Source organism: Pseudomonas sp. MT3 (assembly GCF_054720805.1).
The window spans coordinates 108,221-129,501 of the sequence record NZ_JBTVPY010000001.1; the positions used below are offsets into that span (position 1 = coordinate 108,221).

Annotated in this window: 17 protein-coding genes; 9 read left to right on the forward strand and 8 right to left on the reverse strand. The window is 67.5% G+C overall.

Translation table 11 applies throughout. The features are described from left to right. Positions 1-169: 169 nt before the first annotated feature. Both ACYCAX_RS00345 and fhuB read left to right on the forward strand, forming a co-directional pair. Positions 170-1,075: an ABC transporter substrate-binding protein gene (locus ACYCAX_RS00345; RefSeq protein ID WP_460247219.1), complete on the forward strand. Its 906-nt coding sequence runs from the start codon at positions 170-172 to the stop codon at positions 1,073-1,075. Next, on the forward strand, positions 1,068-3,077 hold the full coding sequence (gene fhuB, locus ACYCAX_RS00350) for a Fe(3+)-hydroxamate ABC transporter permease FhuB (RefSeq protein WP_460247220.1): 2,010 nt from the start codon (positions 1,068-1,070) through the stop codon (positions 3,075-3,077). The genes ACYCAX_RS00345 and fhuB overlap by 8 nt, the downstream gene beginning before the upstream one ends. Before the next feature lie 66 nt (positions 3,078-3,143). On the opposite strand, the gene ACYCAX_RS00355 is transcribed toward fhuB, so the two are convergent. From ACYCAX_RS00355 to ACYCAX_RS00370, 4 genes are all read right to left on the reverse strand, one after another. Then, the gene (locus tag ACYCAX_RS00355) at positions 3,144-4,583 is read right to left on the reverse strand and encodes a short-chain fatty acid transporter (protein ID WP_015477345.1); all 1,440 of its coding nucleotides are present in this window, start codon (positions 4,581-4,583) and stop codon (positions 3,144-3,146) included. Positions 4,584-4,821: 238 nt separating this feature from the next. Then, the gene (locus ACYCAX_RS00360) at positions 4,822-6,003 is read right to left on the reverse strand and encodes an acetyl-CoA C-acetyltransferase (protein ID WP_460247221.1); all 1,182 of its coding nucleotides are present in this window, start codon (positions 6,001-6,003) and stop codon (positions 4,822-4,824) included. 110 nt (positions 6,004-6,113) lie between these two features. Next, positions 6,114-6,770, reverse strand: coding sequence for a CoA transferase subunit B (locus tag ACYCAX_RS00365; RefSeq protein WP_015477347.1), 657 nt, complete (start codon positions 6,768-6,770; stop codon positions 6,114-6,116). A 26-nt stretch (positions 6,771-6,796) separates the two neighbouring features. Further along, positions 6,797-7,495, reverse strand: coding sequence for a CoA transferase subunit A (locus tag ACYCAX_RS00370; protein WP_015477348.1), 699 nt, complete (start codon positions 7,493-7,495; stop codon positions 6,797-6,799). A 123-nt stretch (positions 7,496-7,618) separates the two neighbouring features. Between ACYCAX_RS00370 and ACYCAX_RS00375 the strand changes: the two genes are divergently transcribed. Next, positions 7,619-8,524 carry a LysR family transcriptional regulator gene (locus ACYCAX_RS00375; RefSeq protein WP_015477349.1) on the forward strand — a complete coding sequence of 302 codons (906 nt, stop codon included), beginning with the start codon at positions 7,619-7,621 and terminating at the stop codon, positions 8,522-8,524. 164 nt (positions 8,525-8,688) lie between these two features. On the opposite strand, the gene ACYCAX_RS00380 is transcribed toward ACYCAX_RS00375, so the two are convergent. Further along, positions 8,689-9,420, reverse strand: coding sequence for an IclR family transcriptional regulator (locus tag ACYCAX_RS00380; protein WP_294976942.1), 732 nt, complete (start codon positions 9,418-9,420; stop codon positions 8,689-8,691). Positions 9,421-9,519: 99 nt separating this feature from the next. Here ACYCAX_RS00380 and hmgA point away from each other — a divergent pair, with 99 nt between their 5' ends. After that, a complete protein-coding gene (gene hmgA, locus ACYCAX_RS00385; protein WP_294976939.1) occupies positions 9,520-10,818 on the forward strand; it encodes a homogentisate 1,2-dioxygenase in 1,299 nt (432 codons plus the stop codon). A gap of 1 nt (position 10,819) precedes the next feature. Next, positions 10,820-12,124, forward strand: coding sequence for a fumarylacetoacetase (fahA, locus tag ACYCAX_RS00390; RefSeq protein WP_460247222.1), 1,305 nt, complete (start codon positions 10,820-10,822; stop codon positions 12,122-12,124). Positions 12,125-12,296: 172 nt separating this feature from the next. Here the strand turns inward: fahA and gntR are convergent, their stop codons facing one another. Further along, positions 12,297-13,340, reverse strand: coding sequence for an HTH-type transcriptional regulator GntR (gene gntR / locus ACYCAX_RS00395; RefSeq protein WP_294976933.1), 1,044 nt, complete (start codon positions 13,338-13,340; stop codon positions 12,297-12,299). Between the two features lie 218 nt (positions 13,341-13,558). Between gntR and ACYCAX_RS00400 the strand changes: the two genes are divergently transcribed. From ACYCAX_RS00400 to ACYCAX_RS00415, 4 genes are all read left to right on the forward strand, one after another. Continuing rightward, on the forward strand, positions 13,559-14,080 hold the full coding sequence (locus ACYCAX_RS00400) for a gluconokinase (RefSeq protein WP_294976930.1): 522 nt from the start codon (positions 13,559-13,561) through the stop codon (positions 14,078-14,080). Positions 14,081-14,171: 91 nt separating this feature from the next. Continuing rightward, a complete protein-coding gene (locus ACYCAX_RS00405; RefSeq protein WP_460247223.1) occupies positions 14,172-15,524 on the forward strand; it encodes a GntP family permease in 1,353 nt (450 codons plus the stop codon). A gap of 108 nt (positions 15,525-15,632) precedes the next feature. Continuing rightward, the gene (locus ACYCAX_RS00410; protein WP_294976924.1) at positions 15,633-15,773 is read left to right on the forward strand and encodes a hypothetical protein; all 141 of its coding nucleotides are present in this window, start codon (positions 15,633-15,635) and stop codon (positions 15,771-15,773) included. A gap of 191 nt (positions 15,774-15,964) precedes the next feature. Next, a complete protein-coding gene (locus ACYCAX_RS00415; RefSeq protein ID WP_460247224.1) occupies positions 15,965-17,590 on the forward strand; it encodes an NADP-dependent glyceraldehyde-3-phosphate dehydrogenase in 1,626 nt (541 codons plus the stop codon). A 298-nt stretch (positions 17,591-17,888) separates the two neighbouring features. On the opposite strand, the gene ACYCAX_RS00420 is transcribed toward ACYCAX_RS00415, so the two are convergent. Beyond that, on the reverse strand, positions 17,889-19,754 hold the full coding sequence (locus ACYCAX_RS00420; protein WP_460247225.1) for a CocE/NonD family hydrolase: 1,866 nt from the start codon (positions 19,752-19,754) through the stop codon (positions 17,889-17,891). A gap of 29 nt (positions 19,755-19,783) precedes the next feature. After that, complete coding sequence (locus ACYCAX_RS00425) at positions 19,784-21,238, reverse strand: YfcC family protein (protein WP_460247312.1); 1,455 nt, start codon at positions 21,236-21,238, stop codon at positions 19,784-19,786. Positions 21,239-21,281 lie beyond the last annotated feature (43 nt).

Sequence of the window (21,281 nt, forward strand, 5' to 3'; positions counted from 1 at the left end):
CTAGACACCTGCGACAGCGCCATCCCCTATTATCTTGGCTTGCGACGAGTCGTGAGAGACAGCGGGAAATGCGGTGGGGAAACGATTTTGCGGGGGGACGTCCCCCCGCTTCACCGGGCTCCCTGTTCGCAGGGGGCCCGTTGTCGTTTCAACGGACGTGGAGAAGCCCATGCCCCTCACCCGCCGCCACCTGCTCAAGCACCTCGCCGCCGGCGGACTGGCCTGTGCCACCGGCCTGCCGCTCCTCGCCGGGGAACGCCTGACGCGGATCGTCGCCCTCAACTGGGTGGCCGCCGAGACGCTGCTGACCCTGGGCGTCCCGCCGCTGGCGATCTCCGACGACCGCTACTACCGGGTGCGCATGCCCACTCAGCCACTGCCCGAGAGCGTGCGTGACGTCGGTCCCTACTGGGAGCCGAACCTGGAACTGATCCAGCAGTTGCGCCCGCAACTGATCCTCAGCGACCCGATGACGCCGACCCTGGAGCGGCGCCTGAACGGCATCGCGCCCACCGAGCGGGTCGCCATCTACCCGGCCGCCGACGGCGCCTGGCGCGCCACCAGCGGGTTCATGAGCCGCCTGGCGCAACGATTGGGCGTCGAGCAGGTCGCCGCCGACTACATCGCCGCCGGCGAACGGCGCCTGACCGAGCTGCGGGCGAAGCTGGCAGCCCGCCCGCAGCCGCCGATCAGCGTCGCGGTGCTCAACCAGGATGGCCGCCACGCCGCCGTCTACGGCAGGAACAGCATGGTGCAGGACGTGCTCGACCGCCTCGGACTGGTCAACGCCTGGCAGGGGCCGGTCGGGCCGGTGGGCCTGGCGATGGTCAGCATCGAGCGCCTGGCCGAGCGGCCGGAAGCGCACCTGGTCTACGTCGACATCCCCACCACCTCGGCACGTCTGCAAAGCCTGCGGCAGCCCAACGACCTGTGGGCCAACCTGCCCGCCGTACGCCAGGGCCACACCCTGACCCTGGCGCGTTTCTACCCCTATGCCGGCGCCGCCTCGGTGCTGGACCTCGCCGAGCGCATCGCAGCCTACCTCGACAGCGCCCCGGAGGCCGCCCATGCCTGAATCGACCCTTGGCCTCTCCGCTCCGCGCCGGCGTCTGCCCGCCGGCCCCGCGCTCTGCACCCTGGTGCTGGCGGTGCTCGCCGCGCTGCTGGTCGGCCACGGCCTGCAGGCCGCCTTGCCCCGCGCACTCTGGTGGCAGGCGCTGTGGTCGCCGGACCTGGACGATGTGCGCCAGGTGCTGATGCACTTCAGCTTCTACCCTCGCCTGCTGGTGAGCCTGATGGCCGGCGCCGCGCTGGCCCTGGCCGGCACGCTGTTCCAGCAGATCCTGCGCAACCCGCTGGCCGAACCGGTGACCCTGGGCGTCTCCGCCGGCGCCAACCTGGCGCTGTCCGCCGCCACCATCTTCGCCCCGCCCCTGCTGGTGCACGGCCTGGAAGCCGTCACCCTGACCGGCGCCGCGCTGGCCACCGGCCTGCTGTTCGCCTTCGCCTGGGGCCGCACGCTGTCGCCGCTGCGCTTCATCCTCGCCGGCATGGTCATCAGCCTCTACTGCGTATCGCTCAACGCGTTGCTGGTGCTGTTCAACCATGACTACCTGATCGACCTGCTGCTCTGGCAGGCCGGCTCGCTCAACCAGAGCGGCTGGGACGGCGTGCTCTATCTCGCGCCGCGCCTGGCCGTGGCGATGGTCGCCGCCCTGTTGATGGTGCGCCCGCTGGCGGCGCTCGGGCTGGATGACGAGGGGGCGGCCGCCGTGGGCGTCAACCTGTTGCGCACCCGCGTGCTCGGCCTGGCCGTGGCCGTGGCGCTGAGCGCCTTCGTCACCAGCGCCGTCGGCATGCTCGCCTTCGTCGGCCTCGCCGCCCCGGCCATTGCCCGCCTGTGCGGCGCCCGCACGCTGCGCCAACGGCTGATCTGGGCGCCGCTGCTGGGCGCCGCGCTACTCTGCGTCGTGGATCAGATCGCCCGCGAGCTGTCGCGCCTCGCCGGGGAGATTCCCGCCGGTATCCTCACCGGCGTCTTCAGCGTGCCGCTGCTGCTCTGGCTGCTCAGCCGACAACGCAGCGGCGGCATCCTGCCGCGACCCACGCCGGCCAGGCCGCAGCGCGAACATCCCTGGCGGCTGATCATCGGCGCGGCCATCGTACTGGCGCTGCTGACCCTTCCGGCGATCTACTTCGCCGTCGACGCCAACGGCTGGCACTGGGGCGACGCCGGGCTCAGCGACGCCATTGCGCAGTGGCGCCTGCCGCGCGTGCTCGGTTCCCTGGCGGCCGGCGCCATGCTCGCCGTGGCCGGCCTGCTGGTGCAACGCCTGGCCGGCAACCCGATGGCCAGCCCGGAAGTCCTCGGCGCCACCTCGGGCGCGGCCATCGCCGTGCTGGTGCTGTTCCTGCTGCTGCCGCAGCCGCAGGCCTACATGGTCCCCGCCGCCAGCCTCGGCGCCCTGCTCGCCCTCGGCCTTCTGCTCTGGCTGGCCTGGCGCAAAACCTTCAATGCCGAACGCCTGCTGCTCACCGGCGTGTGCCTGACCACCCTGCTGCATTCGCTGAGCACCCTGCTGCTGGCCAGTGGCGACCCACGCATGACCGCGATGATGAGCTGGATGACCGGTTCGACCTACCAGGTCGATACCGCCTCGGCGAGCACGGGCCTGGTCGTCGGCGCGGCGATGATCGGCGTCAGCCTGCTGCTGGCCCGCCCGCTGGACCTGCTGACCCTGGGCAACGGCACCGCCACGGCGCTCGGCCTGCGCCTGCGCCTGAGCCACCTGGCGATCCTGCTGACGGCGGCGGTGCTCACCGCCACGGCGACCATCATCGTCGGTCCGCTGAGCTTCGTCGGCCTGATCGGCCCGCACATCGCCCGCCACCTCGGCCTCCGCCGCGCCGCGCCGCAACTGCTGATGAGCGCGGTGGCCGGTGCGTTGATCATGGTCGTGGCGGACTGGCTGGGGCGCAACATCGCCTACCCCTGGCCGGTATCGGCGGGACTGCTGGCGGCGTTCATCGGCTGCCCGTACTTCCTCTGGCTGATGCATCGGGAGCGCCGCGCCTGACGCCGCACAAAAAAGCCCGGATGTCTTGCGACATCCGGGCTGCTGCCAGCGGCGCCGACTGAGTGGCTACGGCTGGACCGGCGGCAGGTACTGCAGGGTCGTGCCCAGTGCCCAGAGCAGGAACAGCACCAGGGGCACGTGGGCCAGCAACTGGACGAAGCTGAAGCCGATCAGGTCGCGCGCCTTCAGGCCCAGCACGCCCAGCAACGGCAGCATGTAGAAGGGGTTGATCAGGTTCGGCAGCGCCTCGGCGGCGTTGTAGATCTGCACCGCCCAGCCCAGGTGGAACTGCAGGTCGTTGGCCACCTGCATCACGTACGGCGCCTCGATGATCCACTTGCCGCCGCCGGAGGGGATGAAGAAGCCCAGCACGGCGGAGTACACGCCCATCAGCAGCGCGTAGGTGTCGTGGGAGGCGATCTGCACGAAGAAGGTGGAGATGTGGTGCGCCAGGGTCGAGCCGTCGCCACCCTTCACGGTGGTGAGGATCGCCGCGATGGAGCCGTACAGCGGGAACTGGATCAGCACCCCGGTGGTGGTCGGCACGGCGCGGGCCACGGCGTCGAGGAAGCTGCGCGGGCGCCAGTGCAGCAGCGCGCCGAGCATGAGGAACAGCAGGTTGTAGGTATTCAGGCCGGAGATCGCCAGGATCGCCGGCTTGGTGCTGAACTCGTTGACCAGCCAGCCGGCGGCCAGCGCCACCAGCAGCAGGATCAGCAGCGGGCTGTGCTCCAGCCATTCGCCTGGCCGGTTCGGCTTGGGCGTACTCGGCGGGGTGAAGCTGACGTCCACGCCGCAGGCCTTGGCGTCACGGGCGCTGCTGGCGCCGGGCGCGGTCATGTAGGCAATGACCAGCGATACCAGCACCAGGGCCAGCAGCATCAGGCCGGACTGCCAGAGGAAGATGGTCTGGGTGAAGGGAATCACCCCGGTGATCGCCAGGATCGACGGCGGCAGGCTGGCCGGGTTGGCCTGCAACTGCGCGGCGGAAGACGACAGGCCCAGCGCCCACACGGCGCCCAGGCCCAGGTAGGCGGCGGCGCCGGCGGCGCGGTAGTCCATCTTCAGGTCTTCGCGGCGCGCCAGGGCGCGCACCAGCAAGCCGCCGAACACCAGGGACAGGCCCCAGTTGAGCAACGAGGCAAGCATGGAGATCAGGGCGACCCAGGCCACCGCCGAGCGGCCGTTCTTCGGCACGCGGGCGAACAGGTCGATGAGTCGCGAGGCGGGGCCGGAACTGGCCACCACGTAACCGCCGATGACCACGAAGGCCATCTGCATGGTGAAAGGAATCAGGCTCCAGAAGCCGTCACCGAAGGCTTTGGCCGTGGCGGTCGCCGGCGCGCCCATCGCCAGGGCGGCGATACTGACGATCAGCACCGCGAGGGCGGCGAATACCCAGGAATCGGGGAACCAGCGTTCGGCCCAGTTGGAGCAGGCCATGGCGAAGCGCGCGGAACGGCTGTCCTGCAAGGCTGTGCCGGGGGTGTGCACGTGGGAGTTCATAAAAGTCTACCTCGTTGTTCTTGTAATGGTTCATCGTCGAAGGGCGCTCGTGGCATGCCCGTTCTGGAATGAAAAACCGCCCGGCCTGCGTGGGGTCGAGCGGTGACGCAAGGGTTGCTGTCGATGCCGGGGGACATCACAGAACCGTGGCGGGATGGCGTCTGTCGGTGTGCCCACCGTTCATCCCGCCTGCCGGAACGGCATGGGGGCATGCCGTCCAGCGCTCGCCAATAGAGCGTTAGTCCCGGGACAGGGCCAGTGCTACGCCCTGGCCGCCGCCGATACACAGGGTCGCCAGACCTTTCCTGGCATCGCGGCGGAGCATTTCGTGCAGCAGCGACACCAGCACCCGGCAACCCGAGGCGCCAATGGGATGGCCCAGGGCGATGGCACCGCCGTTGACGTTGACCTTGTCGGCGTCCCAGCCCAGTTCCTTGCCCACGGACAGTGCCTGGGCGGCGAAGGCTTCGTTGGCCTCGATCAGGTCGAGCTGGTCCAGCGACCAGCCGGCCTTCTCCAGGCAACGGCGGGTGGCCGATACCGGGCCGATGCCCATGATCGACGGATCGACGCCGCTGCTGGCATAGGCCTGGATGCGCGCCAGAACCGGCAGGTTCAGTTCGCGTGCACGGCTGGCGCTCATCAGCAGCACGGCGGCGGCGCCGTCGTTGAGGGTGGAGGCGTTGCCGGCGGTGACGCTGCCGTCCTTCCTGAACGCCGGCTTGAGCTTGCCCAGGGACTCGGCGGTGGTGCCGGCGCGCGGCTGCTCGTCGGTGTCGAAGGACAGCGGATCGCCCTTGCGCTGAGGGATCAGCACCGGGGTGATCTCGTCCTTGAAGCGCCCGGCCTCGATGGCCGCGGCGGCCTTCTGCTGGGACTGCGCGGAGAAGGCGTCCTGCGCCTCGCGGCTGATGCCGTACTTCTCGGTCAGGTTCTCGGCGGTGATGCCCATGTGGTAGTCGTTGAAGGCATCCCACAGACCATCGACGATCATGCTGTCCTGCAACTGCGCGTGGCCCATGCGCAGGCCGGTGCGGGCCTTGGGCAGCACGTAGGGCGACAGGCTCATGTTCTCCTGGCCGCCGGCGATGACGATGTCGGCGTCGCCGCAGCGGATCGCCTGGGCGCCGAGGAACAGCGCCTTCAGGCCCGAGCCGCAGACCTTGTTGATGGTCATGGCCGGCACGCTGTTGGGCAGGCCGGCGGCAATCGCGGACTGGCGCGCGGGGTTCTGCCCGGCGCCGGCGGTGAGGACCTGGCCGAGGATCACCTCATCGACCTGTTCGGCGGCGACGCCGCTGCGTTCGAGCAGCGAGCGGATGATCAGCGCGCCCAGCTCGTGGGCCGGGATGTTCGCCAGGCTGCCCTGGAAGGCGCCGATGGCGGTACGGGTGGCGGCGACAATGACGACATCTTGCATGAGTTTCACTCCAAAGCGGACCGTTCTTGTGGGAACGAGCTCGCTCGCGAACAACTCCGAGCCCATCGGCAAGAGCCTTCGCGAGCAAGCTCGCTCCTACGAAAGCAGAGTCAGAAAGTCATTTCCTTTACATCATCCGGCACGATCAGGCGACCGGCAGTCTTCTCGGCGATCTCGGCGATGCTTACCCCCGGCGCGGTCTCGCGCAGGATGAAGGCGCCGTCCTCGATCTCCAGGTAGGCCAGGTCGGTCAGCACCTTGCGGATGCAACCGGCGCCGGTCAGCGGCAGCGAGCAGCGCTCCAGCAGCTTGGACTCGCCGTCCTTGGACGCGTGGGTCATGGTGACGATGATGTTGTCCGCGCCGGCCACCAGGTCCATTGCGCCGCCCATGCCCTTGACCAGCTTGCCGGGAATCATCCAGGAGGCGATGTTGCCCTGCACGTCCACTTCGAAGGCGCCGAGCACGGTGAGGTCGACGTGGCCGCCGCGGATCATCGCGAAGGATTCGGCGGAGGAGAAGATCGACGCGCCCTTCACGGCGGTCACGGTCTGCTTGCCGGCGTTGATCATGTCGGCATCCACCTCGTCATCGGTGGGGAAGGCGCCCATGCCGAGCAGGCCGTTCTCGGACTGCAGCATCACCTCCATGCCCTCGGGTACGTAGTTGGCCACCAGGGTCGGGATGCCGATGCCCAGGTTCACGTAGTAACCATCCTGCAGCTCGCGCGCCACGCGCTGAGCCATCTGTTCGCGGGTCAATGCCATCTTCTTGTCTCTCTTGTCCGGTGGGCTCAGGAACGAACGGTACGTTTTTCGATACGCTTTTCGAAGGTTCCCTGGATGATGCGGTCGACGTAGATGCCAGGGGTATGGATCTGGGTCGGATCCAGTTCGCCCGGTTCGACGATCTCCTCCACCTCGACGACGGTGATGCGGCCCGCGGTGGCCACGATCGGATTGAAGTTCTGCGCGGTGTGGCGATAGATGACGTTGCCGTAGTGGTCGGCCTTCCAGCCCTTGACGATGGCGAAGTCGCCGGTGATGGCGCGCTCCATCACGTAGTGACGGCCGTCGAACTCGCGCACTTCCTTGCCGTCGGCGACCGGGGTGCCGTAGCCGGTGGCGGTGAAGAAGGCCGGGATGCCGGCACCGCCGGCGCGGAGTTTTTCCGCCAGGGTGCCCTGCGGGGTCAGTTCGACCTCCAGTTCACCGGACAGCAACTGCTGCTCGAACAGCGCGTTCTCGCCGACGTAGGACGCGATCATCTTGCGGATCTGCCGGTCTTCCAGCAGCACGCCGAGGCCGAAGCCGTCGATGCCGCAGTTGTTGGAGACCACGGTCAGGCCCTTCACGCCCAGCTTGCGGATGTGCGCAATGAGGTTTTCCGGGATGCCGCAGATGCCGAAGCCGCCCGCCAGTACCGTCATGTCGTCGGTGAGCCCGGCGAGGGCTTCCTCGTAACTGCCTACGCGCTTGTCGAGTCCTGCCATGTTGCTGCTGCCTCTTGTATTTGGAATGTCCGACCCATCGGTCAGAGAGCGGTTGCAGCTTCACCGGTGAGGACTGATTTGTTAAGTTTGTTTTTCCAATTGATTAATCCGGTTTACCTATCAATGACAGTCAAGCAACTGCGCGCCTTCCTGGCCGTCGCCCAGACGCTCAGCTTCGCCCAGGCCTGCGAGCGCCTGCACCTGTCGCAGCCGGCGCTGAGCCTGGCGATCAAGAGCCTGGAGGAGTCCCTCGGCGGCCAGTTGCTGGTGCGCACCACCCGCAGCGTGGCGCTCACCCCCGAAGGCGAGACGCTGCTTCCGCTGGCCCGCCGCCTGCTGACGGACTGGGACAACGCCGAGGAGCTGATGCACCAGCACTTCACCCTGCAACTGGGCAAGGTTTCCATCGCCGCCATGCCCTCCTTCGCCGGCAACCTGCTGCCCGCCGTGCTGCGCACCTTCCGCGACCGCCACCCGAAGGTGAACGTCGCAGTGCACGACGTGATCAACGAGCAAGTGCTGGAGATGGTGCGCAACCACCGTGTCGAACTGGGCATCGCCCTGGAGCCGGACAGCCTGGACGGCCTGAGCTTCACGCCCTTCTACACCGACCGTTTCATCGCCGTGCTGCCGGCGGATTCACCGTTGGCGGGCGAGGCGACAATCACCTGGGAGCAGTTGCTGGAGGACCACTTCATCGCCCTGCAACGCCCGTCGGCCGTGCGTCTGCTGCTGGAAGACCGGTTGGCGGCACGGCACGGCCGGTTGCCGGTGGCGTTCGAGAGCCACCAGTTGGTGACGGTCGGGCGGATGGTGGCCGAGGGCCTGGGCGTCAGCGCCGTGCCCCGTCTGTGCCGACAGCAGATGGAAGAACTGGGGGCACGCTGCGTGGCGCTCGACGAACCCTGCATCGAGCGGCGTGTGGGGCTGTTCTGCCTGGCGGAGCACAAGCTCTCCAGCGCCGCGCAGGCGCTGAGCGATGTGCTGGTGAACGGGACGGACTGGGCGGAGATGGAGCAATCACTGTAGGAGCGAGCTTGCGCGCGAACGGCTTCGCAGCGAGAGCTGGTTCGCGAGCAGGCTCGCTCCTGCGAAAGCAGGCTGTTCGGGTGATCAGTGCGCCGGCGGAATCTCCTAACGGCATTCGCCGAATGCCGACGCCAGTGGGAACACGCGTCCCCGGCAGCGAACCGTCAGACCTCTCCCCCCATCCGCAAACTGATCTCCCGCCCCGCTGCCAGCAACTGCCGCGCCGCCTCGCCCTGGGGTTCGGCGGCAAAACTGGCCTCTGATCCGACCACGGTAATCACCCCCGCCAGCTCCCGCCCAGTGGCGAACAACGGCACCGACAGCGCATTCACCCCCGGCATCAGCAGCCCGTGGATCGAATGCAGCCCCTCGGCACGAATGCTCTCCAGCACTGACTGATCCGCCCCCTCCTCCAGCCCCGGCCGGAACGCCGCGAACACCAGCCCGGTGGACGATCCATGCACCGGCAGCACCGAACCCACCTGCGTCACCAAGGTGACCATCCCCTGCGCCGGCTCCACCTGCACCACGGTCGGCCCGTGGCTGCCCCAGATGGCCAGGAAGCAGGTCTGCCCGAGGTTGTCGCGCAGCTCGGCCAGCACGGGACTGGCGACCTTCACCACATCCAGCCGACGGATCGCCGCGAGTCCCACGTACAGCGCCTCGCGGCCCAACCCGTAATGGTTGGTGGCCGGGTCCTGCTCGGCGAAGCCGCTGGCGATCAGCGCCTGCAGATAGCGATGAACCTTGGCCACCGGCATCTCCAGGTACTCGCCCAGGCGCTTGAGCGAAGTGCTTGGCGCCAGGTCCGCCAGTGCCTTGAGGATTTCGGTGCCGACCTCGGCGGACTGCACCTTCTTGCCCTTCGTCGGGGCGGACTCTTGCGGTTCGTTCATGGTCTTCAACTTAAAAGGACTCCCTGGTGGGCTTGACGGCCTGCCATCCTGAAATTACGTTTATCGTAATTCAATTACGATAAAAAGAGTGAAACCACCATGACCTCCTCCCGCGCCCCGGCCTACCAATCCGGATTCGGCAACGAATTTGCCAGCGAGGCGCTGCCAGGCGCCCTGCCCGCCGGGCAGAACTCACCGCAGCACGTTCCCTACGGCCTGTACGCCGAACTGCTCTCCGGCACCGCCTTCACCGTTGCGCGCAGCGAGGCCCGGCGCACCTGGCTGTACCGCATCCGCCCGTCCGCCGGGCACCCGCGCTACGAACGCCTGGAGCGGCAGATCACCGGCACCGCCCTGGGCCCGGTCACGCCCAACCGCCTGCGCTGGAACAGTTTCGAGATGCCGGTGGAGCCTACCGACTTCATCGACGGCCTGCTATGCATGGTCGCCAACACCGAAGCCGAGGCCACCAGTGGGGTCAGCATCTACGCCTACCGTGCGAACGCCTCCATGAACCGGGCGTTCTTCAACGCCGATGGCGAGTTGCTGATCGTCCCGCAAGCCGGTCGTCTGCGCCTGTTCACCGAACTGGGCGTGCTGGAAGTCGAACCGCTGGAGATCGCCGTGATCCCGCGCGGCATGCGCTTGCGTGTGGAGTTGCTGGACGGCTCCGCCGCCGGCTACGTCGCCGAGAACCACGGCGCCGCCCTGCGCCTGCCCGACCTCGGCCCCATCGGCAGCAACGGCCTGGCCAACCCGCGCGACTTCCTCACCCCGGTGGCTCGCTACGAGGACGTGGAAGGCCCGGTGCAACTGGTGCAGAAATTCCTCGGCGAACTCTGGGCCACCCAGCTCGACCACTCGCCGCTGGATGTGGTCGCCTGGCACGGCAACAACGTGCCCTACAAGTACGACCTGCGCCGCTTCAACACCCTCGGCACGGTGAGCTTCGACCACCCCGACCCGTCCATCTTCACCGTGCTCACCTCGCCCAGCGACACCCACGGCATGGCCAACATGGACTTCGTGATCTTCCCGCCGCGCTGGATGGTGGCCGAGAGCACCTTCCGTCCGCCGTGGTTCCACCGAAACCTGATGAATGAGTTCATGGGCCTGATCCAGGGTGTGTACGACGCCAAGGCCGACGGCTTCGTCCCCGGCGGCGCCTCGCTGCACAACTGCATGAGCGCCCACGGCCCGGACAACGCCACCACCCGGCAGGCGATCGCCGCCGACCTGAAACCGCACAAGATCGATCACACCATGGCCTTCATGTTCGAGACCTGTCGCGTGCTGCGCCCCAGCCGCTTCGCTCTCGATTGTCCGCAACTGCAGCGCGACTACGACGCCTGCTGGAGCGGCATGCAGAAGACCTTCGACCCTTCCCCGGAGCAATGAAATGAGCGCATCCCACACCGCGCAAAGCTGGATCGAGTCGGCCAACGGCCACCCGGACTTCCCCCTGCAGAACCTGCCTTTTGGCGTCTTCAGCCCGCCGGGCGATTCGGCGCGCGGCGGCGTCGCCATCGGCGACTACATCTTCGACCTGAAGACCGCCTGCGAAGCCGGCCTCTTCCACGGTGCGGCGCACCAGGCCGCGCTGGCTGCCAGCGGCGACAGCCTCAACGCCTTCTTCGCCGCCGGCGCCACCGCCCGTCGCACCCTGCGCGATGCGCTCATTGCCCTGCTCAGTGAAGGCTGCGGCGAGCAGAAGCGCATGGAAAGCCTGGGCGCCCGCCTGCTCAAGCCCCAGGCCGCGTGCCGCCTGCACCTGCCGGCCAAGGTGGGCGACTACACCGACTTCTACGTCGGCATCCACCACGCGCAGAACGTCGGCAAGCTGTTCCGCCCGGACAACCCGCTGCTGCCCAACTACAAGTACGTGCCCATCGGCTACCACGGCCGCGCCTCCACCATCGTGCCCTCCGGCACCGAAGTGCGCCGTCCCAACGGCCAGACCCTGCCCGCCGGGGTCGACGTGCCGGTGTTCGGCCCCTGCGCGCGCATGGACCTGGAGCTGGAGCTGGGCATCTGGATCGGCCAGGGCAACGAACAGGGCAAGGCCATCCCGATTGCCGGCGCCGCCGGGCATATCGCCGGCTTCTGCCTGCTCAACGACTGGTCCGCGCGCGACGTGCAGGCCTGGGAATACCAGCCGCTAGGCCCCTTCCTGTCGAAGAGCTTCGCCACCACCATCTCGCCCTGGGTAGTCACAGCCGAAGCGCTGGAACCCTTCCGCACCGCCCAGCCGGCCCGCCCGGAAGGCGACCCGCAGCCGCTGCCGTACCTCTTTGACGAGGCCGACCAGCAGCACGGCGCGCTGGACATCGAACTGGAAGTGCTGCTGCTCACCCCGCGCATGCGTCACGAACACCAGGCCGCGGAACGCATCGCCCTGAGCAACACGCTGAACATGTACTGGACCGTGGCGCAGATGGTCGCCCACCACAGCGTCAACGGCTGCCGCCTGCAACCGGGCGACCTGTTCGGCTCCGGCACCCTCTCCGGCGAAACCCCGGACAGTTTCGCCAGCCTGCTGGAACTGACCACCGGCGGCAAACAGCCGGTGGTGCTGAGCAACGGCGAGGAACGCCGCTTCCTCGAAGACGGCGACGAAATCATCCTGCGCGCCCGCTGCCGCCGCGACGGCTACCCGTCGATCGGCTTCGGCGAATGCCGTGGGCGGATTCTGCCGGCACATTGATCGCTTTGCTTTTCGTAGGAGCGAGCTTGCTCGCGAACAGTGCAAGCCGATCTCGTGGCCGGGCGGTTCGCGAGCAAGCTCGCTCCTACAGGAATCGCGCCCCGAGCCGGCCACGGGGTGGACTTTGTCCGCGAAAAGCGTCTGAGAGGCGCTCCCCGTTATCGGCCCACCTTCAGCTACTCTCCCGCACCATCAACTCGAACCCCAGGTCCATCACCGGCTCACTCACCACCTTGTCGTTGATCAGGTCCAGCAGGCGCTCCGCCGCATGAGTCCCGATGGCCTTGCGCGGTGTCCGAATGCTCGACAGGCGCGGCACCATGAATTCCGAACTGGGCAGGTCGTTGAAGCCCAGCACCGCCACCTGCTCGGGAATCCGGATGCCGTGGCGCGCGGCGTCGAGCAACGCGCCCTGGGCCAGGTCGTCATTGCCGAAGAAGATGCCTTCCACCTGCGGCTGGCTGGCCAGCAACTGGCGGAACAGCTCGCCACCCAAACCAACCGAGGACGGACGCGGCGTCAGCACCTCCAGCGCCGGGTCATAGCAGCCCGCCTGCTGCAGCGCGCGACGGTACCCCTCGCCCCGCAGCAACGTGCGCTGATCGAGCTGCGCGCCGATGTAGGCCAGCCGCTTGCGCCCACTCTTGAGCAGGTGCCTGGCCGCCGCCTCCCCCGCGCGAATCTGCGAGAAGCCCACGCAGTGCAGGCCAGCGCCGGGGTCCAGGTCCATCATGTAGACCGCCGGCACACCGCTGGCCTCGATCATCCGCCGTGCGCTCTCGGTGCGGTCGAAACCGGTCAGCAACAGGCCGCGCGGCTGGTACGCGAGGTAGTTGCGCAGCAGGTTCTCTTCTTCGTCGCGGGAGTAGTGATAGTTGCCGATCAGCACTTCCAGGCCACGCGGGTGCATCACGGCATGGATGGCTTCCAGGGTCTCGATGAACAACTGGTTGGCCAGCGACGGTACCAGCACCACGACGTTGGGGCTTTGCTTGGAGGCCAGCGCGCGGGCGGCGGGGTTGGCCACGTAGCCCAGCTCGGCGGCGGCCTGACGGACCTTTTCCGCCAGCGCCTCGGCCACCGTGCTAACCCCACGCAGGGCGCGCGAGGCGGTGATCGGGCTTACGCCAGCTCGGTGCGCGACATCGTTGAGGGTAGGTTTGCCAGTGGTGCGCGAATTCTTGTCGTTACTTTTGTTATTTTTGGGAGCGGTCATCGGGCGGCTTGCCAAACAAAAATCGAAGCAATAAGGTAGCGCTGTCTCGCGAACAGGGCAATTGCCTGAGGCCGCTCCCAGCGGTCCCCCGCCCGTCGGTGGAGCACTACCGCCGAAAGCCCGAGACAGACCGACTAAAATGATAAGAATACGGAGGCAGCCCGATGCTTTTCGTTACGCCCACCAAAGATAGCGCTGTCTCAATTCCGAGGCCCTGCATGCTCCCCGCCATCGATGCCGTACTCATCATGGGTGTCGCCGGATGCGGCAAGTCCAGCGTCAGCGAGGCCCTGTGCCTGCGCAGCGGCGCGTTCGCCATCGAAGGCGACTCCTTCCACCCCGAAGCCAACATCCAGAAGATGAGCGCCGGCATCCCGCTGACCGACGAGGACCGCGCCGGCTGGCTCGACACCCTCGCCGCACAGTTGCAGCAGGCCATCGCCGCCGGCCAGCGCCCCGTGCTCACCTGCTCCGCACTCAAGCTCATCTACCGCGAACGCCTGCGCCGCGCCGTGCCCGGCCTGGGCGTGGTGTTCCTGGAACTCACCCCGGAAACCGCTGCCCGGCGCGTCGCCACCCGCCCCGGCCACTTCATGCCGGCGAGCCTGATCGACAGCCAGTTCGCCGCCCTCGAAGTGCCGACCAGCGAACCGTTGACCCTGCGCCTGGACGCCACCCGTCCGCTCGACGAACTGGCGGAAGCCGCACATCTCTGGTGGCGACAGCACATCAACGACTGACGCGATAGCGCCTGCCCTCGAAAGGTAGCGCTATCTCGATTCATTACAGAAGAAAGCCGCTCCGGCACAACGACAACAACAGGAGAGCCCCATGCTCGGCATGTCCCACGACACCTATCTGCTGCTGGATGCGGTGGCCACCATCATCGGCCTGATCCTGCTGATCACGCGCCTGAAGATTCACCCCTTCATTGCCCTGATCATCGCCGCCGGCTTCCTCGGCCTGACCTCCGGCATGCCCGTGGCGACCATCGTCAAGTCCTTCCAGGACGGCTTCGGCAGCGTGCTCGGCTTCGTCGGCATCATCCTCGCCCTGGGCACCATGCTCGGGAAGATGATGGCCGAGTCCGGCGGCGCCGATCAGATCGCCCGTACCCTGATCCAGGCCTTCGGCAAGCAGCGCGTGCACTGGGCGATGATGCTCGCCGCCTTCCTGGTCGGCATCCCGCTGTTCTTCGAGATCGGCTTCATCCTGCTGGTGCCGCTGGTGTTCATCGTCGCCCGCCGCAGCGGCGTGTCGCTGATCAAGATCGGCATCCCGCTGCTCGCCGGCCTCTCCGCCGTGCACGGCCTGGTGCCGCCGCACCCGGGCCCGCTGCTGGCCATCGGCGTGTTCGGCGCGGACATCGGCAAGACCATCTTCTACGGCCTGCTGGTCGCCCTGCCCACCGCCGCCATTGCCGGCCCGATCTACGGCAAGTTCATCGCGAAGTACATTCCCGGCCAGCCAAATGAAGAGCTGGTGGCGCAGATTGCCCACGAGCCGGACACCAGCGACCTGCCCAGCTTCGGCGTCACCCTGGTGACCGTGCTGCTGCCGGTGTTCCTGATGCTGCTCAAGACCTTCGCCGACGTCATGCTCGCCGACGGCCACGTCGTCCGCGCCTGGCTGGACATGATCGGCCACCCGATCACCGCCCTGCTCCTGGCCTTGCTGCTGTCGCTCTACACCTTCGGCCACGCCCGCGGTTTCGACTCGAAGAAGATCCTCAAGCTGCTCGACCAGAGCCTCGCGCCCACCGCCGCCATCGTGATGATCATCGGCGCCGGCGGCGGCTTCAAACAGATGCTGGTGGCCAGCGGCGTGGGCGACGTGATCGGCCACATGGCGGTGCAGGCGCAGATCTCGCCGATCCTCCTGGCCTGGCTGGTGGCCGCGGTGATCCGCATCGCCACCGGTTCCGCCACCGTCGCCACCATCACCGGCGCCGGCATCGTGGTGCCGGTCATCGACCTGATCCCCGGCGTCAACCGCGAACTGCTGGTGCTGGCCACCGGCGCCGGCTCGCTGATCCTCTCCCACGTCAACGACGCCGGCTTCTGGCTGGTGAAGCAGTACTTCAACATGAGCGTGATGGAGACCTTCAAGACCTGGACGGCGATGGAAACCATCCTCTCGGTGGTCGGCCTGGGCTTCATCCTGCTGCTGTCGCTGTTCGTCTGAACCCAGCCGGGTTGCGCGCGCCCGCCGCCGCAACCCGGCCATGAGACAACCGGCGGATGACTCCGAAGCGTCATCCGCCTACCGGATTCCTGCAACGAGGTATCGCCCATGACTTCCTCCGCAACTCCGCAAGCCCAACCCGCGCAACCCACCTGGCCCCGCGACTTCGACATCCGCGCCCGCTACGCCGAGCAGCAGGAACTGCTGCAACCGGCCCCCGCGCCAACTCCCACGCCCTCGCACCCGTAGGGCGCATAACACGGTAGGCGTTATCCGCCGAATCCCCCCCGAAACCACCGGCGAATAATCAAATGCAGCTATTCGCCCCACGAAGGGCCCCCACTCCGGCCCATTCGTCGCATCGCTTGCTGAATCGATTTACCTGATCACCCATGCGGACTAAAACAGACCTGTTACCCACCGCTCCCGAAGGATGAGTCATGCCTGACAACAACAAACTCGACCGCCTGTTCCCCTGCCTTGCCGACATCCCCGAGGCCTGGCGCCCCGACGCCCCCGTCGAGCAGCGCGAATACCTGGTCAACGGCGAACTACGCCGCTGGGAAGGCCCGCTGGCCCCGGTGCGCAGCCCGATCTTTCTCGCCACCGGGCAGGGCGATGAGCAGGTGATCCTCGGCAGCACCCCGCTGCTCGATGCCGACGCCGCCCTCGCCGCGCTGGACGCCGCCGTGGACGCCTACGACAACGGCCAGGGCCAATGGCCCAACCTGCGCGTGGCCGAGCGCATCGCCCACGTCGAACGCTTCCTCGCCCGCATGCGCGAACAGCGCAGCGCCGTGGTCAAGCTGCTGATGTGGGAGATCGGCAAGAACCTCAAGGATTCGGAGAAGGAGTTCGACCGCACCTGCGACTACATCGTCGATACCATCGAGGCGCTCAAGGCGCTGGACCGCCGCTCCAGCCGCTTCGAACTGGAACAGGGCACCCTCGGGCAGATTCGCCGCGTGCCGCTGGGCGTCGCGCTGTGCATGGGCCCGTACAACTACCCGCTGAACGAAACCTTCACCACGCTGATCCCGGCGCTGATCATGGGCAATACCGTGGTCTTCAAGCCCGCCAAGTTCGGCGTGCTGCTGATCCGCCCGTTGCTCGAAGCCTTCCGCGACAGCTTCCCGCCGGGCGTCATCAACGTCATCTACGGGCGCGGCCGCGAGACCGTCAGCGCGCTCATGGCCAGCGGCAAGGTCGACGTCTTCGCCTTCATCGGCACCCACTCCGGCGCCGCCGACCTGAAGAAGCTCCACCCGCGCCCGCACCGCCTGCGCGCCGCCCTCGGCCTGGACGCCAAGAACCCCGGCATCGTCCTGCCCAGCGTCGACCTCGACAACGCCGTCAGCGAAGCCATCACCGGCGCCCTCTCCTTCAACGGCCAGCGCTGCACCGCGCTGAAGATCCTCTTCGTCCATGAAGACGTGCTACCCCGCTTCCTCGACAAGCTCAGCGCCAAGCTCGCCGAACTCAAACCCGGCATGCCCTGGGAACCAGGCGTAGCGCTGACACCGCTGCCCGAGCCGGGCAAGGTCGACTTCCTCAATACCTTGCTGCAGGACGCGCTGGCCAAGGGCGCCCAGGTCATCAACTCCGGCGGTGGCGAAAGCCGCGAAAGCTTCTTCTACCCGGCGCTGCTCAGCCCGGTGAGCCCGGACATGCGCCTCTACCACGAAGAACAGTTCGGCCCGCTGGTGCCCGTGGTGCCCTACCGCGAGCTGGATGAAGTGATCGACTACGTGCTGCAGTCCGACTACGGCCAGCAGCTCAGCCTGTTCGGCGACGACCCGGCGCAGATCGGCCCGCTGGTGGACGCCTTCGTCAACCAGGTCGGCCGCATCAACATCAACGCCCAGTGCCAGCGCGGCCCGGACAGTTACCCCTTCAACGGCCGCAAGAACTCCGCCGAAGGCACCCTCTCCGTGCACGACGCCCTGCGTACCTTCTCCATCCGCACCCTGGTCGCCACGCGCTTCACCGACGCGAACAAGGAACTGATCAGCCAGATCATCCGCGACCGCGACTCCAGCTTCCTGACCACGGACTACATCTTCTAGTCAGCCAACCTCTCCGGTTAACGGCAAACGGCCTCCTCCCCTTGGGAGAGGGCCGGGGTCAGGGCAGCGGCCCAGTCCTTGGCCGCAAAGCTCTTCGTAGACGAGCTTGCCCGCTCCGCCACCTTCCTTTCCGGTTCCGGCAGGCACTCGGCCTTGCCGGGGACTCCCTCCAGGTCGCGGATCGGAATCCACACGATCCTGCCGCTCTCGCTGCGCGCCTGGCTGCCCGGCCATTCCGGTTTCTGCCCCGAGGCGAGCGTGCCGAGGATACGGCGCCCGTCGGTCGGGCCGCTGGAGTTCACTGCGGGCAAGCGGAGCGGGACGGATGGTGCCCAGGCGAAGCCTCGGCCGGCAGCACCACCAGCCGCAGCCGGGAGGCCGCGTCCGCATGCAGATGCAGGGTGTTGCGCGCTACCCGCTTGTGTTGCGCATGCCCGGGAGCCTCGCCGCTGTTGGGGTTCACGTCGAAGTGCGGGAAATTGCTGCTGGATATGTCCAGGCGCAGACGATGGCCCTTGCGGAACAGGTTGCAGGTCGCGAACGGCTCGATCGTCACCCTGAAGCGCTCGTGGGGAACGATGGCCGCAGGCTCGCTCCAGCCGTTGCGGTAACGGCAGCGGAAGATCCCGTCGGTGAGGTTCATGGCGTAGCCGTCGGGGTAGTCCTCGCTGGGCGGATAGACATCCAGCAGCTTGGCGGTGAAGTCCGTGTCGGGGCAGTCGCTCTCCACCCACAACTCGACCGTGACCGGCCCGGCCACCAGAAGGTCGTGCTCCAGCGGCGGCGTGCTGAAGCTGAGCACATCGGGCCGCTCGTTCAGGGGACGCCCCGTACCGCGGGTGCCGAAGAAGCCTGGCGCATCCACCTGGTCGAAGGCCCCGCCCGCGAACACCGGCGCGCCCGAGGTCAGCGCCCCGCCGATGGTCGGCACCGGATCGTCCGGATCGAAGCGATAGCCGAGGGTGGCGCCGTCAGCGGCCGACGGTTCCTCGCGCAGCTCGCCGGCAGCCGTCAGATAGAGCTCCAGTGGCCGACTGCCGGGCAGCGGCCAGCTCTCGGCGCCGATCCATTTCCCGCCGTGCTCCAGCCGCTTCTCCCCGGTGCACCGGCCGCTGCCGCCGCCCATCAGGAACACCTGCACCGGCGCCGCCAATCCTGCGCCCGGGCGCCCGGCGAGATGCGTTTCGAACCAGTCGATGCGGCAGGCCAGCCAGTCCTCGGCGATGTTGCCGTCGAAGTTCGCCGCCGGGCCGAACTCGACGTTGCCGCTGTGGCTGATGTTGCGGTCGCCGTGCAGCCAGGGCCCCATCACCAGGCAGTGACGGCTGTCGTGCACGGCGCTGAGGCCGAGGTAGTTGTCCAGCGTGGAGCTGACGTAAGCGTCGTACCAGCTGGACATGAACAGGATCGGCATGTCCGGAATCCGCGAGTAGAAGCCCTTGGCATAGATGCCCAGCTGCTGCCAGTAATCGTCGAACTCGCCGCGCTCCCACTGCTCGAACAGGTAGTCCTCGTACTCGGGCAGGTGCCGCAGCGGCGAGTCGCCGCGCCGCCAGGGCATCCGCGCGAACCAGGCGTGGATGTCCTCGGCCTCCAGCGCCGCGCGCAGCGCCGGGTCGGCCTTGGCCGCCGGGCTTTCCTTGGCCTGCCTGAAGGCCCAGGTGGCCTGTTTCAGCTCGAACGCCCCGCCCTGGCGGATGCCGCACTGGTAGGCGTCGGCGAAGCCCCCGGAGTCCAGCACCATAGTGCGCAGCCCGGGCGGGGCGAGGCAGGCCATCGCCAGCTGGGTATGGGCCGCATAGGACAGGCCCATGCTGCCCACCCGGCCATTGCACCAGGGCTGCTCGACGATCCAGGCCAGGCTGTCGTAGCCGTCCTGCCCCTCGTTGACGTACTTGATGAAGTGCCCTTCCGAGCCATGCCGCCCGCGACAGTCCTGGAACACCGCGGCGAAGCCCCTTTCGGTGAGCTTCAGCGCCATGTCCTCGCGCGACAGGTGCCGGCCGTCCAGGCGCTTTTCCGAGCGGGAAGGCTTGCTCTTGTCATACGGCGTGCGCTCGATCACCACCGGCCAGGGGCCTACGCCAACGGCGGGCAAATAGATGTCGGTGGCCAGGCGCACGCCGTCGCGCATCCTGACCATGCGGTCCTTGAGTATCTGCATGGGTAACGCTCGAAGTCGGTGGAACGGGCTCAGTAACCGATGGACACGGCGACGCTGAGCAGGACGAGGGCGATCACGAGGAAGACCAGGAACAGCGGCAGTACGAAGCGCGCCCATTGGCCCCAGCCGACCTGGGCGGTGGCGAGCAGGACCAGCAGCCCGCTGGAAGTCGGCGTGATCAGGTTGGTCAGGCCGTTGCCGAGCAGGAAGGCGTAGACGGTGCTCTGCGCGCTGACCCCGGACAGCTGGCCGAGGGGCCCGAAGATCGGCATGGTCACGGCCGCCTGCCCCGAAGTGGACGGGATCAGCACGTCCAGGCCGAGCTGGGCGAAGAACATGCCGTAGGCGGAAACCAGCGAACCGTGGTCGCCCATCAGCGAGGACAGGCCCTGGACGATGCTGTCGAGAACCTGCCCGGTGCTGAGGATGATCTCCACCGCCGTCGCCAGGCCGATCAGCACGCCGGCCATCAGCACCTTCTTCATGCCGTCGACGAACGCCGCCGCGGCGTCACTCGGCGCCAGTCGCGCGAGGCCGGCGAACGCCACGCTGAGGGCGAGGTAGTAGGCCGACAGTTCCGGGTATTTCCAGTGCCAGCGGTTGGAGGCATACACCAGGAAGCCGATGCCGACCGCCAGCACCAGCAGGATCGAAGCGTGGCGCAGGCCCAGCGGCGCGGCCTGGAAGTCGAACTGCGCGCTGCCGCTGAAGCCCAGTTTGCGGATGCTGTAGAGGACGAAGGCGATGGATACCAGCAGGAACACCAGGTAGGTCGCCACGCGCATCGGCAGGCCGCTGAACACCGGCAGGCCGACCAGCGGCTGGGCGACGCCGAGCACCACCGGATTGGAGATCGAGCCGAGATAGCCGACCTTCACCGAGATCGCGACTATGGCCAGCCCGATGATGTTCGGCAGGCCCATGCGGTTGGCCATGGCGACCATCAGCGGAACGATCAGGATGTATTCCTTGGCGAGCCCCATGAAGGTGCTGCCGGCGGAGAACACCAGCATCAGGCAGGGCACCAGCACATAGAGGTTGCCCCGCGTCATCCCGAGCAATCGTTCCAGGCCCAGCTCGATGGTGCCGATCTTGTTCAGCACGCCGAACATGCCGCCGATGAACAGCACCATGAAGATCAGCCCGGCGCGCTTCTCGATGCCCTGGGGAATGGCCATGAACGCCTCGCCCAGGGACACCGGACGGGTCGCCGCGTCGTCTTTGCCGCGTGGTTCGAACGACCACAGCTGGCTGATGGAACTGTCCTTCTCCAGGGTGGCGAAGGAACCGGGAACCACCGCGATGCCGTCGCGGCGGAAGGTGCCGGAATCGACCACGTAGGTCAGGAAGACGGCCAGCAGCACGATCACCAGCAGGATGATCGCCGGGTTGACCGGAGTGCTCTTCCGGGAACCGGTGGAATCCTGCGCTGCGCTGGCGGGAGTCGGGTCACCCAGGTGTTGATGGACGGTTGGCATGTTCAGCCCTCGAGTTGTTTTTATGGTCTGCCGGTAAAGCGGAGCGAAC

Coding starts and splice junctions, on each gene's coding strand:
- ACYCAX_RS00345 (WP_460247219.1), top strand. CDS start 170: ATGCCCCTCACCCGCCGCCACCTGCTCAAGCACCTCGCCGCCGGCGGA.
- fhuB (WP_460247220.1), top strand. CDS start 1,068: ATGCCTGAATCGACCCTTGGCCTCTCCGCTCCGCGCCGGCGTCTGCCC.
- ACYCAX_RS00355 (WP_015477345.1), bottom strand. CDS start 4,583: ATGAACTCCCACGTGCACACCCCCGGCACAGCCTTGCAGGACAGCCGT.
- ACYCAX_RS00360 (WP_460247221.1), bottom strand. CDS start 6,003: ATGCAAGATGTCGTCATTGTCGCCGCCACCCGTACCGCCATCGGCGCC.
- ACYCAX_RS00365 (WP_015477347.1), bottom strand. CDS start 6,770: ATGGCATTGACCCGCGAACAGATGGCTCAGCGCGTGGCGCGCGAGCTG.
- ACYCAX_RS00370 (WP_015477348.1), bottom strand. CDS start 7,495: ATGGCAGGACTCGACAAGCGCGTAGGCAGTTACGAGGAAGCCCTCGCC.
- ACYCAX_RS00375 (WP_015477349.1), top strand. CDS start 7,619: ATGACAGTCAAGCAACTGCGCGCCTTCCTGGCCGTCGCCCAGACGCTC.
- ACYCAX_RS00380 (WP_294976942.1), bottom strand. CDS start 9,420: ATGAACGAACCGCAAGAGTCCGCCCCGACGAAGGGCAAGAAGGTGCAG.
- hmgA (WP_294976939.1), top strand. CDS start 9,520: ATGACCTCCTCCCGCGCCCCGGCCTACCAATCCGGATTCGGCAACGAA.
- fahA (WP_460247222.1), top strand. CDS start 10,820: ATGAGCGCATCCCACACCGCGCAAAGCTGGATCGAGTCGGCCAACGGC.
- gntR (WP_294976933.1), bottom strand. CDS start 13,340: ATGACCGCTCCCAAAAATAACAAAAGTAACGACAAGAATTCGCGCACC.
- ACYCAX_RS00400 (WP_294976930.1), top strand. CDS start 13,559: ATGCTCCCCGCCATCGATGCCGTACTCATCATGGGTGTCGCCGGATGC.
- ACYCAX_RS00405 (WP_460247223.1), top strand. CDS start 14,172: ATGCTCGGCATGTCCCACGACACCTATCTGCTGCTGGATGCGGTGGCC.
- ACYCAX_RS00410 (WP_294976924.1), top strand. CDS start 15,633: ATGACTTCCTCCGCAACTCCGCAAGCCCAACCCGCGCAACCCACCTGG.
- ACYCAX_RS00415 (WP_460247224.1), top strand. CDS start 15,965: ATGCCTGACAACAACAAACTCGACCGCCTGTTCCCCTGCCTTGCCGAC.
- ACYCAX_RS00420 (WP_460247225.1), bottom strand. CDS start 19,754: ATGCAGATACTCAAGGACCGCATGGTCAGGATGCGCGACGGCGTGCGC.